The organism is Geobacillus sp. C56-T2 (genome assembly GCF_007829715.1).
GTDB lineage: Bacteria > Bacillota > Bacilli > Bacillales > Anoxybacillaceae > Geobacillus > Geobacillus icigianus.
In genome coordinates, this window is record NZ_VJWB01000001.1 from 1,300,536 (window position 1) to 1,315,559 (window position 15,024).

Sequence of the window (15,024 nt, forward strand, 5' to 3'; positions counted from 1 at the left end):
CATGAAATCAACCGTCAACTTGCATGACGTCATCGCCGGCCAAAGCGCGCCGCCGCCGTGCGATACAACGCTCGGCGTTCGCTTGACAGAAGCACAAAACGGCTATGCGAAAGGGGGATGGAAGGTAAGTGAATCGCTGCTCAACGGCAACGGCGTCATTATGGGCGGGTTTGTCGGTGCGGCGGCCGATATCGTGATGGCGTATGCGGTGACGACCTTGCTTCATGATGATCAAATGCACGCTTCAATCAACTTACAAACGACGTTTCATCGTCCGATGGAAGCCGGGGAGGCGGAAATCGAGGCGCAAGTGGAAAAGTTCGGCCGCACAATCGCCTATGTGACCGCCATCGTGCGGCAAAACGGCAAAGAGGTGGCGAGCGCCACGTCATCTGTACTGATCATGGAAAAACGATGAAACACCGGTCATTCGTGCGAGCGGGACATAGGGGATTCCGAAAGCGGACCAAGCGGCATTTCGAGCAACCTCTCCCACCTCTTTCTGCCCATGCCAGAAGGAGAACGGCAAAGCAGCCGCGAAAGAAACAGGTAGCTGATCGTTGAAAGGGGATGATTCGATGTATCAACACCCCGAGAAAAGCCGCTGGACGGGGCGGGTGGACAGTGTGAGCGATGAACGGGCGTTTCGCCTCCACCAGCGCATCCGCCTGTTGGATTTATCGCAGCCGTTGGCGCCGATGGAACGAGCAGCGGCTCTCATCGGCTTTGCCTGCGACGAGGGCGTGCGCCGCAACCAAGGCCGCCAAGGGGCGAAAGAGGCGCCGGCCGCTGTGAAAGCGGCGTTGGGGCGGTTGCCATGGCATCTTCCGCAAGGCGCGTCCGTCTTTGATGCCGGCGATGTCGTTTGCGTGGACGGACAGCTCGAACAAAGCCAAGCCGAACTCGGCAAAGCCGTCGCCCGCCTGCTGCGAAGCGGCGCGGCGCCGGTGGTGATCGGCGGCGGCCATGAGACGGCGTATGGCCATTATTTGGGCGTCCGCGAAGCGCTAGGGCCGAACGCCCGCCTTGGCATCATCAACATTGACGCCCATTTCGATTTGCGGCCGTATGATAACGGGCCGACATCCGGGACGATGTTTCGGCAAATTTTGGATGAGGACAAACAAGTGGGATATTGCTGCTTAGGCATTCAGAAGCTCGGCAACACGGCGGCGCTGTTTGCGGATGCACAGCGGTACGGATGCGAGTACATGCTGGAAGAACAGTTGACTGCGGGGCCGATGGAAGCAGCGTATGAACAGATCGAACGATTTGCCTCAGCGTATGACGGCGTGATGTTGACCATTTGCATGGACGCCATCAGCGCTGCCGCCGCGCCGGGGGTGAGCGCGCCGTCGCCGTTTGGACTCGCACCATCGCTGGTGCGCGCGCTCATCCGCCGCATCGTTGCGCATCCGAACACGATCAGCGTCGATCTTTGCGAAGTCAACCCGCTCGTGGATGAAGGCGGAAAAACCGTGGCGCTCGCCGCTGCTTTTTGCTTCGAAATCCTTCTTCATCTCCAATGTTGGCAAGGAGGCCCCTCATTCAGGAGCAGGCACCATGGGGGCAGTTGACTTTCAACGTTTGCGAAACAGCGCCGAACACATTCGCTGAACACGTTGCCTGAACCATTTCATCAAGCAGCTAAGGCGGTGAGAAGATGAAACTCGTCATTGCCGAACGGGACGACAAGGAACGAGAAGCGATCCGCTGGCTCGTGTCCGCGTATTCCTTGCCGATTGAGCAAGTATATACGGCGGCTACGGTCGAGGAGATGATGGCGCTGCTGGAGCGGGAAGCGCCGGAGCTATTGTACGTTGAATTGGATATGATTCCGTATGAACAGTGGGGGAAAGCGGCATCTTGCATCCGCCTGTTTTGCCAGCGCGTGATTGCCGCAACTGCGGAGGCGACATTCGCACGGGCGAAGCAAGCCATCGACTGGCAATGCGTCGATTTGCTTGTGAAGCCGCTTGAGCCCACCAAATTGAAGCAAGCGTTGCGAACGGTGGCTTCATTTTTCGCCGGGGACGGGCGCTGTCGGCCGTCCGTCGGTGTTGGCGGCTATGATGACGATTATCGCTCGTTATTTGTCGATGACCGTGTTGATGTGTCGACCCACGTATGGCTTGTGCAGGCCGAACAACCTGCCTTCTCTTCCGAAGTGGTCCGCTTTTTAACGAACTATCCGTTTCGCCGGCGGGCGCGCGTCTTGCCGTTGACCTATATGGCGGCCTGTCTCTTTCCCGAGCTGCCGGGTGATGGAAAAGAAGAGGCATGGAAGATGTTGCGCGATTGGGAGGAGGACCATCATGAGCCATTGGCGGTCGTCATCATGCCGCCGGATGGCCGGCGATCGGTGCGTGAGCGATACCAAGCCGCCCGCCGGCTGCTCGAGACGACGTTTTTTATCGGCTACCGGCAAGTGATCGCTCCGGCGCCGGATGACGGACCGTGGCGCCACTTGGATCCGTTTCTGACGCCGGAAGAGCAGCGGCAATGGATCGAGATGCTTGAGCGGTTTGACCATGAAGCGGTCAAACGATGGCTGCAACGGGAATTTTCCGATTGGACGCCGCCGTTTCCGAGCCCGGAGATGGTGCGCACGCGGTTGACGAGCATCTTGGCGCAAATCCGCCGGTTTATGAAGACGTACCGTCTGGACCGCGGCGCGACCGAACGCGAGTATATGCGCCTGTTTCAAGAGATTTTGTACAATCCTGTGCTGTATCGCATCGTCCAAGAATTGATTTTGTTTTTATATCGGCTTCTCTACGAGGCGAGGCGGGCTGACACAGACGCGCGCGTCGACGCCATCGAACGGGGGCTCCGCTATATGGAAGCCCATTTTCGTGACCCGTCGCTCACGTTGGAGCGGGCCGCGGCGGCAGCCGGCCGCAGCCCTGCGTATTTCAGCCATTTGTTGTCGAAAAAGCGCGGCGTGACGTTCCGCCAATGGCTGACGAACCGGCGGCTTGAGGAGGCGAAACGGCTGCTCCGCCAAACCGACCTCTCGATTAAGGAAATCGCCGAACAGACCGGGTTTCGCACGGCCCATTATTTGACGCGCGTCTTTAAAGCCGAACTGAACCGAACACCGACCGCCTACCGCGATGAACAACGATCGTATCGGTCATCACCGCGGTAGGCGGTTTTTTTCAAAAAAAATGAACAGTCATCAAAAGAAATGGATCAATGAAGAGAAAAGAAATATGAAATTTCGAAAAAAATGACTCACCTTTAAAAGAGGTGCATCTATCTCCGTTCTCTTCCCTTCTTTACAACTCACATTTCGCACCCTAACAAGGTCAAAACAAAGGATTTTTTATTTAGTTTTTCAGAATAACTTTTTGACCAACACAACGAGCGATGGCTATCCTTTTTTTACCATCGCTGGTCGTTCCGTATGACGTTACACGTAAATGCTCTCATCCAGCCCCAACCCCTGCAGAATCCTTCGTTGTTCAGGGGTGAGGGAGCGATCCAGTGAGCGTTGGATGCGTCCATCCGGCAGCTCCAGGAGGACGACGTTCACATATTGAAACAGCTGGAAAATCGCCTGCCCCGTCGGTCGGGTCAGCTTGCGGCCTCCGGCGCCCTTTAATGGGTGTTCGGGTGTGATGAACTGGCGCACCCGGCGCTGAAAGACGCGGTAAATGGCCAAGGCCAAGAGAAACAAATAGCCCAATACCGCAACTCGTTCTGGCTTTTTGACATAGATCTCATCCGTGAAAAAAGGGTCTTTCAAAAAAGCGAAGTTCATTTCCACCGAGATCTGCCCTTTATATAGCTTCAAGATCTCTTGGGCATCCATTTGTTGGCCCTTCCATTCCTCCGGAACGGTCGTGACGAGGACAAACCGGGACGCTTTCCGTCTTGCCTGTTCCCACGCGTTTTGGTCGAATTCGACGTCAAGGCGCAAGAGATACCGCGTCTCCATCTCGGGTTCCGCCCCTTTTTTCGGCCGTCCGCGCCGTTTTTTCGGGCGTACGATCTCTTCGATCGCGGCCTTGACCTGATGAAACCGTGGGCGAAGGGACATCTTGAGGGACGCCAAGGCTTGTTCAGCGTCTTCCCGGCACGAGAAAGGGTGGCGCTCCCAATGGGCTTGTTCCTCGCGAAGAAGCTCCGCTTCTTTGGTTCGTTCTTTTTCGAGCGTCTTTCCTTTTCGCTGGTCGAGCGCACTCGATTCGACGACGATCAGCCGAACGGGGTGGCCTTCATAGGTGGAGGATGTTTCCCATACCCGGTACGTGGCGCCGTTTCTCTCCGCCAGGGTAAAGGGTTCGCTCCACGGGATGTGAGGCGAATCGGCCTCCGCTAATGCCCGTTTCACGATCCGAAGCGACGAAGGGCCTCGGGTGATCAAAAAGGCGTTGGCCGCTTTGGTTTGCGCCAGAGTGTCTTTTGTCATCGCGGCGGAATCGGCCACGTAAATCCATTCGTCTTCCATCTTGGCTTGTTTGAGCTGTTCGTGGACACGGGACAGCACCTCCGGATTCCACGTTTTGTCAGGCAGGTTGCCGTCGTGCACATCGCCGTAAAACGGGATGCCGTCCTCGTTGCCGACCAGTCCGAAGCCGATCTGTTTTTGCCAACGATGATGGCGGTTATAGCCATGTGTGATCTGCAAAGCCTCTAATGAGGCCGATTCATACGCGCCGTAAACCGTCTTGTCCGTCGTATCGGCGTGAAAGGCTCGGAGGGAAAGGCCTTCTTTGCGATAAATGTGAATCAAGCAAGTGCTGATCACCTTGTGAATGTCGGCCTCATACAAGCGGTCGAGATGACGAGCCAAGGCATCGTCGTTCAACCAGGAAGGATGGAGACCGGGACGGATGAGTTTCTCTAGATCGATCTCCTGAGCCCATCGTTCCACGTGAACGAGGGCTTGCCGGCCGTCAAACAGATTGTAGATGATGGCCTGAACGGCATCGCTGACTCGAGTCTGGCACTGTGGATCAACGGGAACGAGATGGTCAATCAATTGGGGCAGGCCCAGTTTCTTGAATAGGGCACTTATTATATTCAAATAATCATTACGATAGACCTTTTTGACTTGAACGTTCATGAGAGAAAAACTCCTTCACTTTCCTTGTATGTCAAGGATTCATTCGACGATGGACACAAAAAATCCTCCCGATTTTCGTTGGGAGGGTGCGAAATGTGAGTTACAATAAAAGCAAAGAGGGAAAAGGAGAGGATGACGATGACAGACAAGCGAACGGTGCAAGCGCTTTCCGGAACAACGCGGCGAGCGAAAGGATGGATTCAGGAAGCGGCGCTGCGCATGTTGCACAACAATTTGCATCCGGATGTCGCCGAGCGGCCCGATGAGTTGATCGTCTACGGAGGCATCGGGAAAGCGGCGCGCAACTGGGAATGTTACGAGGCGATTGTGGACACTCTTCTCCGGTTGGAAAACGATGAGACATTGCTCATTCAATCGGGCAAGCCGGTCGCGGTGTTTCGCACCCATCCGGACGCGCCGCGCGTGCTCATGGCCAACTCGAACCTCGTGCCGGCATGGGCGACATGGGACCATTTCCATGAGCTCGACAAAAAAGGGCTGATCATGTACGGGCAAATGACGGCCGGCAGCTGGATTTACATCGGCAGCCAAGGGATCGTCCAAGGGACGTACGAAACGTTTGCCGAAGTGGCGCGCCAGCACTTTGGCGGCACGCTGGCAGGAACGATCACGGTCACAGCCGGCCTTGGCGGCATGGGCGGGGCGCAGCCGTTGGCGGTGACGATGAACGGCGGCGTCTGTCTCACCGTTGAAGTCGACCCGGCCCGCATCCAGCGCCGCCTTGACACGAAATACCTTGACACGATGACCGACAGTCTGGACGCCGCGCTCGCCATGGCCAAACGGGCGAAGGAAGAGAAAACAGCGCTGTCGATCGGCCTTGTCGGCAATGCGGCCGAAGTGTTGCCGCGGCTCGTTGATATAGGTTTTGTTCCGGACGTCTTGACCGATCAAACGTCCGCCCATGATCCGTTAAACGGCTACATCCCCGCGGGGTTGACGCTTGAGGAGGCAGCTGAGCTGCGGGTGCGCGATCCGAAGCAGTACGTTGCCCGCGCCAAACAATCGATCGCTGAGCACGTACGGGCGATGCTGGCGATGCAACACCGAGGAGCGGTGACGTTTGATTACGGCAACAACATCCGCCAAGTAGCGAAAGACGAAGGAGTCGAAGATGCCTTCTCTTTCCCGGGCTTTGTGCCGGCGTACATCCGCCCGCTCTTTTGTGAAGGAAAGGGACCGTTCCGCTGGGTGGCGCTCTCCGGCGATCCGGAAGACATTTACAAAACCGATGAAGTCATTTTGCGCGAGTTCAGCGAGAACGAACGCCTTTGCCATTGGATTCGCATGGCGCAAAAACAAATCCAATTCCAAGGGTTGCCGGCGCGCATTTGCTGGCTTGGCTACGGCGAGCGGGCGAAGTTCGGAAAAATCATCAACGACATGGTCGCCCGCGGTGAATTGAAGGCGCCGATCGTCATCGGACGCGACCATTTGGACTCGGGTTCGGTCGCCTCGCCGAACCGGGAGACGGAAGCGATGATAGACGGAAGCGATGCCATCGCTGACTGGCCGATTTTAAACGCCCTGTTGAATGCGGTCGGCGGCGCAAGCTGGGTGTCGGTTCACCACGGTGGCGGCGTCGGCATGGGCTACTCCATTCACGCCGGCATGGTTATTGTCGCCGACGGGACGAAAGAGGCGGAAAAACGGCTGGAACGCGTGTTGACGACCGACCCCGGCCTTGGTGTCGTCCGCCACGCCGACGCCGGGTATGAGCTCGCCATTCGGACAGCGAAAGAAAAAGGCATCGATATGCCGATGCTGAAGTAGAAAGGAGAACCGCCTATGCGCCCGCTCTTTGTCCGCCGCGCCCGCCAGCTCGTCACGCTGGCGGGAAGCTCCGCGGCCCCGCTTGTGGGAGAACAGATGAGCAACCTTTCCATCATCGAAAACGGCAGCGTCTGGATTGAAAACGGCACGATCACCGCCGTTGGACCGGACGACGAACTCGTCCGCCGTTTCGCGGATCGGCTTGCCGAAGCGGAGGTGATCGACGCCCGCGGCAAAACGGTCACCCCTGGCCTTGTCGACCCGCACACCCATCTCGTTTACGCCGGCAGCCGTGAACACGAATGGACGATGCGCCTCGGCGGGGCGACGTATATGGAGATCATGAACGCCGGCGGCGGCATTCACGCGACGACAAAGGCAACCCGCGAGGCGTCGGAAGAGACGCTGTATGAAGAAAGCAAGCGGCGGCTCGATCAGTTTTTGCTTCACGGCGTCACGACCGTTGAGGCGAAAAGCGGCTACGGGTTAAGCCTTGAACATGAAATCAAGCAGCTTAACGTCGCCAAGCGGCTCGATGATACCCATCCGGTCGATGTCGTTTCCACCTTTCTTGGCGCCCACGCCGTTCCGCCGGAGTGGAAGCACGACCGGGAGGAATATATCCGTTTGATCATCGAAGAAATGATTCCTGAAGTCAGCCGTCAGGGGTTGGCTGAGTTCAACGACGTCTTTTGCGAGCGCGGCGTGTTCACCCCTGATGAGGCGCGCCGCATCCTCGAAGCAGGCAAAGCGCACGGCTTGACGCCGAAAATCCACGCCGATGAAATCGAACCGTACGGCGGCGCCGAACTGGCCGCTGAGGTGGGGGCGATATCGGCCGACCACTTGCTTCGTGCCTCTGATGACGGCCTCCGCCGCATGGCGGAGCGCGGCGTGATCGGCGTCCTCCTGCCAGGCACAGCGTTTTTCTTACTAACCAAAGCCGCCAACGCCCGCCGCTTGCTCGACGCTGGCGTCCCGGTCGCCTTAGCGACCGACTGCAACCCCGGCTCATCGCCGACCGTCTCGCTCCCGTTGGTCATGAGCCTTGCCTGCTTGCATATGCGCATGACCCCGGCCGAGGCGCTTACCGCCGCCACGATCAACGCCGCCCACGCCATCGGCCGCGCCCATATGATCGGCAGCCTTGAACCAGGCAAGAAAGCGGATTTGGTCGTTTTCAACGTCCCGAACTACGTGCAAATCATGTACTATTACGGCGTCAACCATGCGGAGACGGTGATCAAGGATGGGAAGGTGGTGGTGGCGGGAGGAAAGGTGCGCGTTTGAAGGGGGATGGTCTTCCGTTGAAGCGGTTGGCGACCGGAAGCGGGATGCTTCCGATTGCACAGTCTTGCGTAAGAAGAACAATGGGGGTGGAGAGAAATGAGAGCGAATCCAACCATGGCGCCATCCACGCCGGCACCAACGCCGGCAAGCGGGGCATGGAAGTTTTTCGTCTTTAGCGCCATCGGCATTTTCGTATTTTTCGTCCCGGTGTCGATCGGCGGCACATCGTCAATTTTGCTCGATCATATTGTGACATGGATTCGTGCGCAGTTTCCGGGACTCGTCCCGTATTATGCGCTTATCGTTATTGCCCTTGGAGCGGTTTATCCGTTCTATAGTAAGACGTGGAACAAAGACGCGGTCACCGCTGTTTTTTCCATTCTCAAAGTACTTGGATTGATCGTGGCTGTCATGCTTGTGTTTCGGATCGGTCCGTCATCCGTTTACTCTTCTCTTGCAAATTCCGGAGCCGTTGTTGGCAGCGAAAGCCTCGGCCATCGAGATCGCCGAAATGTTTTTGCCGGCCTTGCTTGTCACTGAAGCACCGCTCGTAACAAAATTTATAATTGCCGTTGTTTCCGTTTCTGCCATCTTGTTCTTTTCTGCTGTCATTCCATGCATTGTATCGACTGAGATTCCGCTCAGTTTGCCGAAACTGCTCGTCATTTGGTTCGAGCGGACGGTATTGACGCTCATCCTCACCGCACCGCTGGCGTACTGGCTGCTTTGACAATGAGCGGGCGTCAAGACAAGCGGATGTTTCTTTCCGATTGGGAACGAGCGAGGAGATCTTGACTGCTCGAACTTCGGGGGAGGGGTCACCAAAACAATGATCAATGTGAAACATTGGCTAGCCATCGCAATCCTTTTTTTCTTATCCGCATGCAGTATATGGGAAACGAATGAAAAACAAGTTCATTCCCCTCCGTCTGCGGTTAGTGATATGGAAAAGCTGCCTGTCAAAATCGATCAAAACATCATTGAGCGCATCAATTGGGAAGTAAGCCCCGTTTTTCCATCGGGAAATTATCAAATGCGCGGAGTGCCGAATAAGGTGGGGTTCATTGATGCGCCGTTTACAGCCAATCAAGCTCACAAATACATGTGGCATTTCTGGGGCGGCTCCATTCCAGAAGGAAAGTTGACGATCGTGGCGGTGAAAAAAGGAAGCCACAAGCTTGCCCCTGCGTTAACCGTAGATGGAAAAAGCGTTTGGACAACGGGAGTTCCGGGAGGGCCGAACAACGGGGCGGACGCTCATATTCCGTCCAATATGAAGCTGAGAGAACCGGGGACGTGGGCGTTGCTTGTTTTTCTCGGAAACACGTACTGGGACTATGTCGTCATTGACGTCCACTGAGCCTTGAGGCGTTTCTTGGCAGAAACGAATCGATATTGATCAGTGACGTCGTCCATCATTGACCTAGCTATACGCGGTTTGCGCCGTGAGGATCAGCGCCGGCAAAAGAACAGCATCCACCCTAGCGATTCGTTCGCTTGAGGGTGGATGATTTCCTTTGATAGAGCGGCAGGACCGAACTCCCCCGAACTTTGTGAAGCGGCCGTCCGCATCGGCGCTGCCAATATGGCTTCGCCCGGCCGTGCCGCTTCGTGCTAGTAAGGATTCCAGATCACGTGAAACGGGAAGCTGATGCCGCCAAGTGTCTCCGATGGAGAGACTTGGCGGTAAAGCGACCTGCTCCTTTCATCACCGGCCTTATAGCCAGACGCTCACATCATTTCTCGCTGCTGCTTTAACAAATCGCGAATTTCGGTGAGCAGCTCCTCTTCTTTTGTCAACGTCGGCGCTGTTTCCTTTACTTCTTCTTGTTTTTTCACCCGCTCATACAGTTTGTTAATGAGTTTGACAAACAGGAAAATGGAAAACGCAATGATCAAGAAATCAACGACCGTCTGGATAAACGATCCGTATTTGATTTCCGCCTTGCCGACTTTCCATGATAAGCTGCTGAAATCAATGCCGCCTAGAATCAACCCGACAAGCGGCATGATGATGTCATTGACGAGCGAGGAAACGATTTTGCCAAACGCCCCGCCGATGATGACCCCGACGGCCAAGTCAATGACATTGCCGCGGATGGCGAATTTTTTAAATTCGTTCCACATGACAGTCTCCTCCCTCTAGAAATGTTGATCTATCAAGGATGTTCGGCCTTTCAACGGCGTCAAAAAATATGGTTCGACAACATTCATTTCTTGAACGGTCGTTTCCTGTATTATACCATACAGCGGCTTGGGAAAAACGTTTCGAGACGTAATCATAGAAAATCGATCATATTTATAGTATTATAAGCGTGTCAACGAAAGCAAAAAGGGGGATATGCACCATGGAAATGACCGGGCAACAAGACGTTCGCGCCAAACAGGCGGCGAACGCCCCGAAAAATCCGACGGCATGGATCATTGCAGTCTCCTGCTTCGTCCTAATCGGCGGTGCGTTGTTCTTGTATAGCCGCGTGTCTTGGCAACAGGCGCTGTTGTATTTGTTGGGAGCGTTCGGCGGCTTTGTGCTTTACCAGGCCCATTTCGGCTTTACCTCGGCGTGGCGGAAATTCATTTTGTACCGCCAAGGAGAAGGCATTCGGGCGCAGATGATCATGATGGCGGTGGCCAGCGCGTTGTTTTTGCCGCTATTGTTGAAAGGATCGGCGTTTGGCCATCCGGTGTCAGGGTATGTATTTGGTGTCGGGGTGTCGGTGGTCGTCGGCGCCTTTCTGTTTGGCATCGGCATGCAGCTGGGGGACGGCTGCGCGTCCGGGACGTTGTATCATATTGGCGGCGGCGATGCCAATGGCATCGTGACGCTCATCGGTTTTATCGCCGGATCGGTCATTGCGACGGCTCACTTTGATGTATGGGCGCAAATGCCGCAATGGGAGCCGTTCTCGTTCATCGTCCAATTCGGCGCGCTTGGCGGGTTTGGATGTCAGCTTGTTTTGTTAGGAGCGGTCTATTATATTGTGACGGTGATGGAAAAGCGGCGCTACGGCAAGCTGATGACGATGACGCTTGCCAATCGGAACGGCTGGAAGGCCATGTACAAAGGTCCTTGGCCGCTTCTCGCTGGCGCGCTGCTGCTCGCTTTTGTCAATGCGCTCGTGCTGCTCATCAGCGGCAAACCGTGGGGCATCACGTCCGCGTTTGCCTTATGGGGCGCGAAGGCGGTGCAACTGTTTGGCATTGATCCGACCGCTTGGACATATTGGCAGGACGAAGCGAAACGGCAGGCGCTCGCCAATCCGCTCTACTATGATACAACGACGGTTATGGACATTAGCTTAATGTTCGGAGCTTTATTGGCCGCGGCGCTCGCTGGCCGCTATGCGAAGCCGGTGCAATGGAAGCGGCCGACGCGCATGACGATTGGCGCGCTCATCGGCGGATTGATGATGGGCTACGGCGCTCGATTGGCGTTCGGATGCAACATCGGCGCGTATTTTGGCGGCATCGCTTCCTTCAGCGCTCACGGCTGGGCTTGGTTTGTCTTTGCTTTCCTTGGCAGCTTGATCGGCGTCAAGCTGCGCCCGTATTGCGCATACAAAAACTAGCAATCTTGCGCCCCGCTGTATAGGTGGGGTGCTTTTTTCATTTGTAGGCGCCGTATGATACAATAAGGAAAATAGGAAGCAAGGGCGCCGCTTTGGCAAGGATGCGCCCGAAAGGATGAAAGGCATGCGAACGAAAGCTTCCATCGTCTGCATCGGCGGACGAAATCGATTTTGGATTTAGGGTTGACGCTTGAGTACCTCGAGACGCACGGCGTTCCGGTTCTCGGCTATCAGACGGACGTCCTGCCGGCGTTTTACTCGCGGACAAGCCCGTTTCCCGTCGATTACCGCTTAGACAGCGCCAAAGAGATCGCCACGTTCATTGAAACCAAATGGGCGCTCGGCTTAGCCGGAGGCATCGTCGTCGCCAATCCAGTTCCGCCAGAAGACGAGCTCGAGGAATCGTACATCACCGCCATCATCGAACAAGCGCTCAAGGAAGCGGAAGAAAAGCGCATCACCGGCAAAGCGGTCACCCCGTTTTTGCTTGACCGGGTAAAAACATTCACCGACGGGAAAAGCTTACAAGCGAACATCGCCTTAGTGAAAAACAACGCCGCCTTAGCGGCCGACCTTGCCTGTGAACTGTCTTAATGTGAACCGCGGTTGCCGACCCTCGAAGACTTGTTTACTTGCCTGTGAACTGTCTTAATGTGCGCGCCCCCGCTCCGATGGAAGAGCGGGGGCATGATGGCAGTGGAGATGTTATCGGGTGTGAAGCAAATGGCGGATTTTTCGATCATGCTGGGCGATTTTGACGGAGTGGAAGTCAACGGTCTCTTGTGTTTCAACCAGTTCAACGCGGATGTGGCCGAGTTTCGCTTCGAGCCGTTCGAACCGTTCGTTCACGGTGCGCTCCAACTGGGCGATTTGCCGCTCAAACCGTCCGTCCATCTCCTCGATGCGCCCATCCATTTCTTCGATGCGCTTGTCCATCTCTTCCATGCGTCTTTCCATGTCTTCCATCCGTCTGTTCATCATGTTCGTCTGTTCGTTCAGCGTTTGGACTTGTTGTTGGAGCGAGTCAAATTTCTCATAGAGCGCTTCGAACTGTTTGCGCATGTCTGCCGCGTACAAATCAAGCGCTTGCAAAATTTGCGCCAATATCGTTTTTTCTTCCATAAACACTCACCTCCTTTCTCTCTAGTATATCAGACAAGCAAGCTAACGAGAAGAAAAGATAGGTTTCAAACAGGCGGGATTTTGTCAATGATTATAAAGGGGGGCACAGCCATGACAGAAATGTCCCTGTATTCATCGTTTGGCATCTATTTGGTTGCCGATAGCCATCGTTTCGACCGCTGTCACGGCCATCGTTTTCATTGCGATTTTTGCGGTTGGAGTGTTAAAATGAAAAATATTCGTCATGGGACTAGCTGAACGTCGATGTAAGGCTGGCACCAGAGACGAAGGAAGAAAAAGGTGGGTGTGATCATGTCTTTTTTAGAAACGATCGAACCGTATTTATTTTGTGAAGATCCTCTCCTCCGTCAGTTTGCCTTTTACGCAATAGAGGAGTATCCAAACGTTCCAGCTGCGTGGGTGGAGCGTCTCATTGACGAGGCCGTCACAACTGCCGACGAGGAAACGCGAAGCATGATTTTGCACGGCGTATCGAAACAACCGCTGACCGATCGGGCGCTTGAACGGTTGTTGACCATCAAAGATGCGGCCAAGTATGTCCGCTGGTTTTTCCCGTTTTCGGTTGCGCAACTTGAAACCTACGGACAGCAGCTGCTTCGCCACTTCCCGCGGTCTTGGCAACGCGCTGTCCGGCTTGTGGCCGAGGGAGCGGAAGACGACGTATGGGATCACTACTTTTCGTTGCTTTCCCGCTTGGAACAGGAAGAGATGTTTAACCAGAACTTGTTTTTCGCCGCCAAGCAAGTCGTGCGCATTCTCGTTGAGCGCGAGTGGCTGACAAAGGAAGACGTGAGTCTCACGTGGACAAAAAATGAACAGCAGCCATGGTTTACGTACGACGGTATTTTGGCGGTGTATGCGCTTTCGTTGATGGGCGCCACCGAATATATTCCAAGACTAGCCTCGCTGTTGGAACAACAGGATGACGATGTGCTCCTCGATCAAGTCGTTTATGCGTTGTCGACGTTTCAAAACGGCGAAGTCATCGAAGCCGTGCGCCCATATGCGTTTCAAAAGGAAACGGCCTTTTCGGCCATTCATGTGCTCGCCAACATTAAATCAAAGCAGGCCGTCCGTGTATTGCGGGACGTGTTTTCCGAGCTGCGCGATGATGACATGCGCGCGTTTTGCTTTGAGGCGCTTTGCCACCAGCTAGATCAAGAAGCGCTTCCGGAAGTGGAAGAATATTTAGAAAGAGTGGAAAAACGGGGGCATTCCGGGCTGATCGATGTAGAACAAACCGCTTACGGATATTATACCATTCTGGGGCTCGACCATCCGAAATTAGAAAAATGGAAGGAGCTCGCCGATCAAAGATACCGCCATTTTCAAGCGTTGTTGCAAAACCCGCCTTTGCCAAAAAACGTTCCATACCGCCGGGAAGAGCCCAAAATCGGCCGCAACGACCCGTGTCCATGCGGCAGCGGGAAAAAGTATAAAAAGTGCTGCGGGAAATAAGCACACATACTTGGCTTAACCAACAGCCCGCCTCCGCGCCCGAAAGTGAGGAGCGGGCTTGTTGCTTAACAAAGATCCGCACGATGCTTCTAAGATCCGATCTGTACTTTCTTTCATTTGGTAAAACTCTTCGAGAGAAACGAAATGGTTGTTAGGCAGGCTCACAAAAACACCTTCTTCCCCCTTTTTGTTATTTACTGTAAACTAACCGATCCACTAACACCAGAGATCAAGCGAAAAAGGAGACGTGAACCGGACTGCTTAAGGAAGATGGATGTGCCAACCACTCAGACAAGGAAGTTCATGTCTTATGGATAGAGTAGCACAGCATCAAGGAATCGACAAGTTTTCCTTAACATGAGAAGGCCGGTAAAACACAGCCGTCACCAGCCCGTCGGAGGTATTTCGCCAAAAACATTCATGAGAAAATGTTGCTCCCGATCTAGGTATAAAAATCAATTCCCACCGACATGTTCGTTTCACAGAAAGGCCCCTTGGAGGAATGGGTCCTTCCCACCTCGGCATGAAAATCACTGCTCGCAAACGATGATTTTCACGGAAAGAAGCTGTTTCCGCAAGGTGTCATTGAACATGTCTGGGGGCAGCGCGATTGGGCACGAAATCACCAGCCTTTTAGATGTTGGCCGGTAAGTAACGGCCCGCCCTGCATGGTTCATGCAAGGCTGGGCCGCTTCA

Annotated in this window: 11 protein-coding genes and 2 pseudogenes; 10 read left to right on the forward strand and 3 right to left on the reverse strand. The window is 54.8% G+C overall.

From position 1 onward, the window contains the following. The first annotated feature begins 1 nt into the window (after position 1). From GC56T2_RS06630 to GC56T2_RS06640, 3 genes are all read left to right on the forward strand, one after another. Complete coding sequence (locus GC56T2_RS06630) at positions 2-418, forward strand: PaaI family thioesterase (protein WP_063166182.1); 417 nt, start codon at positions 2-4, stop codon at positions 416-418. Between the two features lie 160 nt (positions 419-578). Next, positions 579-1,577 carry a formimidoylglutamase gene (hutG, locus tag GC56T2_RS06635; protein WP_144973928.1) on the forward strand — a complete coding sequence of 333 codons (999 nt, stop codon included), beginning with the start codon at positions 579-581 and terminating at the stop codon, positions 1,575-1,577. Positions 1,578-1,663: 86 nt separating this feature from the next. Next, entirely contained in the window at positions 1,664-3,151 is a 1,488-nt protein-coding gene (locus GC56T2_RS06640; RefSeq protein WP_144973930.1) for a helix-turn-helix domain-containing protein, read from the forward strand. 264 nt (positions 3,152-3,415) lie between these two features. On the opposite strand, the gene GC56T2_RS06650 is transcribed toward GC56T2_RS06640, so the two are convergent. Beyond that, positions 3,416-5,074, reverse strand: a complete 1,659-nt coding sequence (locus GC56T2_RS06650) for an IS1634 family transposase (RefSeq protein WP_144973931.1) — start codon at positions 5,072-5,074, stop codon at positions 3,416-3,418. A 138-nt stretch (positions 5,075-5,212) separates the two neighbouring features. On the opposite strand from GC56T2_RS06650, the gene hutU reads away from it, so the two are divergent. From hutU to GC56T2_RS06670, 4 genes and pseudogenes are all read left to right on the forward strand, one after another. Continuing rightward, positions 5,213-6,868 (forward strand): urocanate hydratase, encoded by a 1,656-nt coding sequence (gene hutU, locus GC56T2_RS06655; RefSeq protein ID WP_370454533.1) that lies wholly within the window; start codon positions 5,213-5,215, stop codon positions 6,866-6,868. Positions 6,869-6,883: 15 nt separating this feature from the next. Next, positions 6,884-8,158 (forward strand): imidazolonepropionase, encoded by a 1,275-nt coding sequence (hutI, locus tag GC56T2_RS06660; protein WP_144973936.1) that lies wholly within the window; start codon positions 6,884-6,886, stop codon positions 8,156-8,158. 96 nt (positions 8,159-8,254) lie between these two features. Then, positions 8,255-8,888: pseudogene (locus GC56T2_RS06665) on the forward strand (hypothetical protein). 213 nt (positions 8,889-9,101) lie between these two features. Beyond that, positions 9,102-9,518: a DUF4871 domain-containing protein gene (locus GC56T2_RS06670; RefSeq protein ID WP_255516031.1), complete on the forward strand. Its 417-nt coding sequence runs from the start codon at positions 9,102-9,104 to the stop codon at positions 9,516-9,518. A 371-nt stretch (positions 9,519-9,889) separates the two neighbouring features. Here GC56T2_RS06670 and mscL read toward each other — a convergent pair whose 3' ends face one another. Continuing rightward, positions 9,890-10,285, reverse strand: a complete 396-nt coding sequence (gene mscL, locus GC56T2_RS06675) for a large conductance mechanosensitive channel protein MscL (RefSeq protein WP_144973940.1) — start codon at positions 10,283-10,285, stop codon at positions 9,890-9,892. A gap of 221 nt (positions 10,286-10,506) precedes the next feature. On the opposite strand from mscL, the gene GC56T2_RS06680 reads away from it, so the two are divergent. Both GC56T2_RS06680 and GC56T2_RS06685 read left to right on the forward strand, forming a co-directional pair. Further along, the gene (locus tag GC56T2_RS06680) at positions 10,507-11,727 is read left to right on the forward strand and encodes a YeeE/YedE family protein (RefSeq protein WP_144973942.1); all 1,221 of its coding nucleotides are present in this window, start codon (positions 10,507-10,509) and stop codon (positions 11,725-11,727) included. A 145-nt stretch (positions 11,728-11,872) separates the two neighbouring features. Continuing rightward, positions 11,873-12,321, forward strand: a pseudogene (locus GC56T2_RS06685) (pseudouridine-5'-phosphate glycosidase); the annotation flags it as partial. A 111-nt stretch (positions 12,322-12,432) separates the two neighbouring features. Here the strand turns inward: GC56T2_RS06685 and GC56T2_RS06690 are convergent. After that, entirely contained in the window at positions 12,433-12,849 is a 417-nt protein-coding gene (locus tag GC56T2_RS06690; protein WP_144973944.1) for a hemagglutinin, read from the reverse strand. Between the two features lie 312 nt (positions 12,850-13,161). Here GC56T2_RS06690 and GC56T2_RS18290 point away from each other — a divergent pair, with 312 nt between their 5' ends. Next, positions 13,162-14,328 (forward strand): HEAT repeat domain-containing protein, encoded by a 1,167-nt coding sequence (locus GC56T2_RS18290; RefSeq protein ID WP_144973946.1) that lies wholly within the window; start codon positions 13,162-13,164, stop codon positions 14,326-14,328. The last annotated feature ends 696 nt before the right edge of the window (positions 14,329-15,024 follow it).

Bases quoted from the DNA above. Each gene is read 5' to 3' on its own strand.
- GC56T2_RS06630 (WP_063166182.1), top strand. From the start codon at position 2: ATGAAATCAACCGTCAACTTGCATGACGTCATCGCCGGCCAAAGCGCG.
- hutG (WP_144973928.1), top strand. From the start codon at position 579: ATGTATCAACACCCCGAGAAAAGCCGCTGGACGGGGCGGGTGGACAGT.
- GC56T2_RS06640 (WP_144973930.1), top strand. From the start codon at position 1,664: ATGAAACTCGTCATTGCCGAACGGGACGACAAGGAACGAGAAGCGATC.
- GC56T2_RS06650 (WP_144973931.1), bottom strand. From the start codon at position 5,074: ATGAACGTTCAAGTCAAAAAGGTCTATCGTAATGATTATTTGAATATA.
- hutU (WP_370454533.1), top strand. From the start codon at position 5,213: ATGACAGACAAGCGAACGGTGCAAGCGCTTTCCGGAACAACGCGGCGA.
- hutI (WP_144973936.1), top strand. From the start codon at position 6,884: ATGCGCCCGCTCTTTGTCCGCCGCGCCCGCCAGCTCGTCACGCTGGCG.
- GC56T2_RS06670 (WP_255516031.1), top strand. From the start codon at position 9,102: ATGGAAAAGCTGCCTGTCAAAATCGATCAAAACATCATTGAGCGCATC.
- mscL (WP_144973940.1), bottom strand. From the start codon at position 10,285: ATGTGGAACGAATTTAAAAAATTCGCCATCCGCGGCAATGTCATTGAC.
- GC56T2_RS06680 (WP_144973942.1), top strand. From the start codon at position 10,507: ATGGAAATGACCGGGCAACAAGACGTTCGCGCCAAACAGGCGGCGAAC.
- GC56T2_RS06690 (WP_144973944.1), bottom strand. From the start codon at position 12,849: ATGGAAGAAAAAACGATATTGGCGCAAATTTTGCAAGCGCTTGATTTG.
- GC56T2_RS18290 (WP_144973946.1), top strand. From the start codon at position 13,162: ATGTCTTTTTTAGAAACGATCGAACCGTATTTATTTTGTGAAGATCCT.